Here is a 6,465-nt window from a genome sequence, read left to right as displayed (position 1 = left end):
ATAAGTTCAGTCATTTGTCAACAGTTAATTTAAATTTTCTGAAAACTATTTTATTTTTCAGCATTTCAGAAGCAATTCCTTGCGACAGCTTATTTACTATACCACTATTGCAAGGAATCGTCAAGCACTTTTTACAAAATCTTACAAAAATCTTTTAGATTTTTTCGCAGCAATCTCCATATTGCAGCCCAATAAAACACTCAATCTGAAAAGTCCTATCATAACAAGTACGCCATAATATACATCAAATATATTTTCTTTCATTTTTTAATTAAATTGTTTTCATAATGAAAGAATTTCTGTCACTGTAACGTTAGAACTTTTCCCATAAACAGCACTTCCTCATTTGCACTGTCGTAGATCAGAAATGCAAATGGCCGTGTCAGCTCAACATCTTTTATAATCGGATCCGTATCCATTGCAGACATGCATTCCATTGTCACTGCAGTCACAGCGGCAGCCTTAGTTCCATTTTCGTCTAGTTCCAGCTTTGTTTTCTGTAAAACAGAACTGACATGGACCGCTTTATCTGCAATGCCTGAAAAATCAGCATCGTCTGAAAAAACATTCTCAAGTCCTATTCTGCTGAGAATATCACTTAACTCAGCGGTTGTTTCAAAATTCAACTTAGGCATTTTACAGTTAACTTCATCGTATTCCGGTTCTGATTTCAGAAGTCCTTCAATATCCAGCTCATCAAGAGTAAAATCTCCTTCTGCTTTCGGCAAAATTCCAATGAAGCTCAGATTATTTGCATAGTATTTTTCAAATGCTGTTGCCGCATCATTTTCATAGTAATTATCACCGATGCTTGTCATGTACTTTGTTTCTTCGTTATCGCCGAATTTTTCTTTTTCGTCAGAAACATCCCATGGATCCTGGGACCATCCGGATTCAAAATACAATGAATTGGTGAGACACAATTCACTGTTTTCATTAAGCATGTCAGGTTTCATAATTTCCGGAATCAGCCCATCTGTATTTTCATTGCACCATGCATTAATAGTGTTGCATGTGTTTTCTTTATCAGAAAAATCAAGAATTTCAGCCTTTGCTTCAAAATTATCTTCTGCATTTTTTTGAAATTGTTCCTGCAGAGTCAGTCCCCGATTTACCCATAAAGCATCTGCAATTTTTAATTTCGATGTATAACCATAATTTTCGTCTTCTGTATTATAGCTTTTAATTACATTCATATACTTTCTGGCATATGCTGCAAAATCATCGGTTCCTAAATATTCATTTAATGCGTTTTTCGTTTCGCCCTTGGCACCTTCTGCAATCATGCCAAGGGCGAAGTTAAGGCTTGTGGGGCTGAACATTATATTGGAATCCTGATTTTCTTTGGCTATTTCATCTGTAAGGTTAATAGAATTCTGCAGATTAACTGATTTATCAAGATCAATGTTCTTTTCAGCTGCATTTAATTCTGCGTGACTGGCTGTGGCAGCATATACATGGATTGGAGGAGCCATGGTTGTCATGAACGTCAGTGCTCCGGCAAAAAGTTTTATTTTATTCATGTATAACCTCCTTGTACGGTCGATGAAGTCCTTTTTGCAAAGGTTTTCTGCAAGTTTTTGTTTTATTTTAACATATTTGTTTCTTCTTTCTGTTATATTAATTTTCATTTAGTATAAGCGAATTTCCGTATTTACAAGCAGCTCTCCCTCATATTGTAGTTTAACAGAGAAAAAACGTTTTTCCTCTGAAAGAAGCAGGTTCAGAAAAACTTTATCACCTTCCCATGTAGGAAGCTCTGGCACTATTTTCTTATCAACCCAGCATAGTTCGCCTTCATTGCATTCAATCAGTTCCCCGGTATATCCATCAGCTGTAAATACACACATAAGCTCAGATTCACATTCGCTGTTTATAAAGGTTACCAGGCCACGAAATTTGTAGGAAGTAAGTGTGAGTCCTGTTTCTTCTTTTACTTCACGCAGAAGACATTCTTCAGGGGATTCCTGATCTTCTGTATGTCCACCTACACCGATCCATTTGCCTTCGTTCATGTCATTTTGCTTTTTTACTCTGTGAAGCATCAAATATTTGCCATCGTTTTCGATATAGCATAAAGTAGTTATTGTCATTTATTCTCCTTCCCGCAGGCACTGCTTTTTTCTGTAAAATATAAAACAAGGGCGATGCATATCAGTTTTATACATGCCCCTGTTTACTGTTTTAAATCAGATTTCGCGTGTAGCTTCTTTCAGCCATTCTTTTTCCTCTTCTTCCAGATATGGAGAAATCTTTTTATATACCTGTGCATGATAATTATTAAGAAGTGCCCGTTCCTGCACAGTCATCAGCTCGGGAACAACAGCATCCAGATCAAACGGTACCATAGTCAGATGTTCAAAGCACATAAACTGGCCAAATGAGGTTTTCTCTGCTTTTTTGCATACAAGCAGGTTTTCGTGGCGGATTCCATATTGGTTTTCCACATAGTATCCAGGCTCATCTGATGTGATCATACCCTCTTCCAGTACTGCATTATCTCCCTGAATAATTCTCCAGCGGAAGCTGTTTGGTCCTTCATGAACATTCAGAAGATAACCAACTCCATGTCCTGTTCCATGATTAAAATCCTGTCCCATTTCCCATAACGGACCACGCGCCAGATAATCCAGATTTACACCAGTACAGCCATAACGGAATTTGGCATTTCCAAGGTTCAGCATGCCACGTAAAACAGCGGTAAAATATTTCTTCTGCTCGTCATTCACAGAGCCCATAACAATTGTGCGGGTGGTATCTGTAGTACCTTCGTAATAGTGTCCGCCTGTATCTGCCAGAAGGAAATTGCCAGGCTCAATGGCAATATCTGTCTCTGGTGTGGCAGAATAATGGTTGATTGCAGCATGAATGCCATAAGAAATAATGGGGTCAAAGCTGTTGTCGATAAAGTTCTCCTGCTGGGCACGGAAGCTGTACAGCTTCTCTCCTGCGCTTAACTCTGTTATTGGAATTTTGCCAACATTTTTCTTTAGCCAGCAGATGAATTTGGTAAGCGCAACTCCGTCTTTGATATGAGCGATACGTTCATTTTCTACTTCTACTGGATTTTTAATTGATTTTGGAAGAAAAGTCAGGTTGGCTTCATCCAGAATCGTTACTTCCTTCGGAATACTGTTTACCAGACGACAGTTGGCTTTCTTTTTACAAAGAAGAACTGTCATGTCTTTCTCAAATGTTTTTACATATTCATAAATGCTGTCATAGGGCAAAATGGTTACGCCATCCTTAGATAATGCGTCCAGAATTGAAGCCGAAAATGCTTTTTCATTTGCAAACAGCCTGATTTCTGTTTTGGTCATGACCAAATAAGAGAGAACAACCGGACAGCAATGTACATCGCCGCCACGAATATTCAGCAGCCATGCAATGTCATCCAGAGAAGTCAGTACAAATCCATCTGCACCTTTCTCTTCCATTGATTTACGGATTCTTCCACATTTGTCAGCACGGGATTCGCCTGCCCATTTTACATCCAGTTCCATAACCGGTTCGCAGGAAAGTGCCGGACGATCTTCCCAGATTTCTCCTACCAGATCAGAATCCGTCTGAAGAGTGGCTCCTTTTTTTGCAAGAAGTTCGGCCAGTTCATCTGCTTCTTCGGCGCTGACGGTTCTTCCGTCAAAACCAAGGCACATTCCCTCGCCTAATTTTTCTTCCAGAAACTGGTGCACAGTGGGAACATCTGGTTCTCCCATTTTAAAAAGCTCTACACCCGTTCCCTCCAGCTGTGCGGCCGCCTGGATGAAATATCTTCCATCTGTCCACAATCCAGCCATATCCTGCATGATGACTGCTCTGCCGGCAGATCCGGTAAAACCTGTAATATATTTTCTGCACTTAAAGTATTCTCCTACATATTCAGATGCATGAAAATCATCTGTGGGAACAAGATAAGCATCTATTTTCTTCTCTGCCATTACTTCCCGAAGTGCGGTGATTCGTTCTTTAACTGTCATAAAACTGACTCCTTCCAGTGAATTTTGTCTATTCCTATTATAATATCCACGTTACCCTTTCGCAACCTGTTTAAGAAAAAACACTTTTCTATTCCCAAAAGACGTGATATACTAACTTTCGAAATGAATGATATGCAAAATAGGATTTTATGCGTCAAGTGTTCGGTGAATGGGGAGTTGTCACTGAAACGAAAAGCACGTCTTACGGTATATTATCCGCACCCGTTGCAAGCACTATAAGAGGGATATCTCATATTGTGTCAGAGCCTGCCCGAAAGGAGCTTTCTGCAAGATGCACATTGCGATTTGTGGAAACGTTTTTTAACAGGCTCAAGGGAATGTTTTCGACATACATTCTATCACAATTGGAGATATCCTTTTTTGCGTATTAAGCAGGCAGATATTCGAATTCGAAAATCCTTCCCCGGTTTTATCAAAAAAGGATAGTCTCCGCAATCAAATACAAAGGAGGTTATTTTTAATGGTTGACAAACAAAAAGTAGAACAGGCCATCCGCCTGCTTCTGGAAGGAATCGGTGAGGATATTACCCGGGAGGGACTGATTGATACTCCCGACAGAATTGCACGTATGTGCGAGGAAATTTACGGTGGTCTCGATCAGGAAGCAGATCACCATTTACTGAAGCAGTTTCCAGTAGAAAATAATGAGATCGTATTGGAAAAAGATATTACTTTTTACTCTATGTGCGAGCATCATCTGATGCCTTTTTATGGTAAGGCGCACCTGGCTTATATTCCCGATGGAAAAGTCACAGGATTAAGCAAGCTGGCACGTACGGTAGAGGTTTATGCCAGAAGACCGCAGATCCAGGAACGCCTCACAGTACAGATTGCGGACGCTCTGGAGCGTGCCCTCTCTCCGAAGGGAATTATGGTTATGCTGGAAGCAGAACACACCTGCATGACCATGCGAGGCGTTAAAAAGCCAGGAAGCAAAACAATTACAACTGTAACCCGCGGAGCCTTCAAAGAAGATAAGGAGCTGCAGAAAATGTTCCTTTCCATGGTCGGAAAATGAGCAGTTCTTTTTCTGAAACAAACCGTATTTCTTTAATCTGGCGGCATCCCCTTTATCAAAAGCACTGTGAGAAAATACAGGAGCTTGAAAAAGATCGTATTTTCTGCAGACATACGCCGGAACACTTTCTGGATGTTGCCAGGCTGATGTATATTTATTCTCTGGAAAACAAGCTTAATCTGTCCAGGGAAATCATTTATGCCACTGCTCTTCTTCATGACATTGGCCGTGCGCAGCAATATCTGTCGGGTATTTCTCATGACATTGCAGGAGCTGAAATAGCCGGAAAGATTCTGGCAGATCTGCATTTTAAAGAGCAGGAAAAAGAGGAAATATTATCTGCGATCAGTCAGCACAGGACGGATGGATCTGATAATGTGTTGGCTATGCTGCTATATAAGGCTGATAAAAAGTCCAGAAATTGTTTTTCATGTTCAGCAGCTTCAGAATGTTACTGGCCTTCTGAGAAAAAAAATCTGACAATTGAATATTAAGCCTTCTAAAAAATCTAACAGAAAGGATGGTTTCTATTTATGAAAATTGGAAATCGTTTTTTTGATACACAAAATCACACTTATATAATGGGAATTTTAAATATTACTCCTGATTCTTTTTCCGATGGCGGGAAATGGAATCATTTAGATGAAGCTTTGCGGCATACAGAAGCCATGATCGCGGATGGTGCGGATATTATCGATATTGGCGGGGAGTCTACGCGTCCCGGACACACGCCGGTCAGTGCAGAGGAAGAAGCTCAGAGAGTTTTGCCCGTTATCGAAGCGGTCAGAAAACGTTTTGACATTCCCATTTCTGTAGATACCTTCAAAAGCAGCGTGGCAGAAAGTGCGATTCAGGCCGGTGCAGATCTGGTCAACGATATCTGGGGATTAAAATATGATTCTGAAATGGGAGCTGTAATTGCCAAATATGATGTTGCATGCTGTCTCATGCACAATAAGTCCAATACAGAATATAACAATTTTCTCATTGATATGCTTTCTGAGACACAGGAATGTGTCAATCTTGCAAGAAAAGCAGGAATCAAAGATGAGAAAATCATTCTCGATCCAGGGGTTGGATTTGGAAAAACATTTGAGATGAATCTGGAAACTATGAATTATCTGGAGCTTTTTAAGAATCTGGGCTTTCCGGTTCTTCTTGGCACCTCACGCAAGTCGATGATCGGACTGGCACTTGACCTGCCTGTAGACCAGCGTGTAGAGGGAACACTGGCTACCAGTGTAATTGGTGTGATGAAGGGCTGTTCTTTTGTGCGTGTTCATGATGTCAAGGAGAACAGACGCGTGATCCAGATGACAGAAGCAATTTGGGGTTGTAATTGAGAGTAAAGAGGACATTCGCAATCCGCTTTGCTACTTGCTCATGAACGCAGTCGCGAAACGATTGCGTTCAAATTCCTCAAAATTGTAAATAGTCAACAGAAAGGAA

6 protein-coding genes and 1 riboswitch are annotated in these 6,465 nt (G+C 40.4%); of the genes, 3 read left to right on the top strand and 3 right to left on the bottom strand.

What is annotated here, in order from left to right:
- Positions 1–302: 302 nt before the first annotated feature.
- The 3 genes from ACESTK_RS16075 to ACESTK_RS16065 form a co-directional block, all read right to left on the bottom strand.
- Complete coding sequence (locus ACESTK_RS16075) at positions 303–1,523, bottom strand: serpin family protein (protein WP_187565515.1); 1,221 nt, start codon at positions 1,521–1,523, stop codon at positions 303–305.
- 108 nt (positions 1,524–1,631) lie between these two features.
- On the bottom strand, positions 1,632–2,093 hold the full coding sequence (locus tag ACESTK_RS16070) for an NUDIX domain-containing protein (protein ID WP_373120233.1): 462 nt from the start codon (positions 2,091–2,093) through the stop codon (positions 1,632–1,634).
- A gap of 96 nt (positions 2,094–2,189) precedes the next feature.
- Complete coding sequence (locus tag ACESTK_RS16065; RefSeq protein WP_195993099.1) at positions 2,190–3,977, bottom strand: aminopeptidase P family protein; 1,788 nt, start codon at positions 3,975–3,977, stop codon at positions 2,190–2,192.
- A gap of 133 nt (positions 3,978–4,110) precedes the next feature.
- Positions 4,111–4,207, top strand: a riboswitch (THF riboswitch).
- A gap of 251 nt (positions 4,208–4,458) precedes the next feature.
- Between ACESTK_RS16065 and folE the strand changes: the two genes are divergently transcribed.
- From folE to folP, 3 genes are read left to right on the top strand one after another with little or no spacing between them, the layout of a single operon-like run.
- Complete coding sequence (gene folE / locus ACESTK_RS16060; RefSeq protein WP_118581498.1) at positions 4,459–5,016, top strand: GTP cyclohydrolase I FolE; 558 nt, start codon at positions 4,459–4,461, stop codon at positions 5,014–5,016.
- On the top strand, positions 5,013–5,510 hold the full coding sequence (locus ACESTK_RS16055) for an HD domain-containing protein (protein WP_373120231.1): 498 nt from the start codon (positions 5,013–5,015) through the stop codon (positions 5,508–5,510). Before folE ends, ACESTK_RS16055 begins: the two co-directional genes overlap by 4 nt.
- 39 nt (positions 5,511–5,549) lie before the next feature.
- Positions 5,550–6,359 carry a dihydropteroate synthase gene (folP, locus tag ACESTK_RS16050; RefSeq protein ID WP_373120230.1) on the top strand — a complete coding sequence of 270 codons (810 nt, stop codon included), beginning with the start codon at positions 5,550–5,552 and terminating at the stop codon, positions 6,357–6,359.
- The last annotated feature ends 106 nt before the right edge of the window (positions 6,360–6,465 follow it).

Source organism: Ruminococcus sp. Marseille-P328 (assembly GCF_964249465.1).
GTDB classification, from domain to species: Bacteria; Bacillota; Clostridia; order Lachnospirales; family Lachnospiraceae; genus Blautia_A; species Blautia_A faecis.
This window is presented reverse-complemented; position numbering and strand designations above follow the sequence as displayed.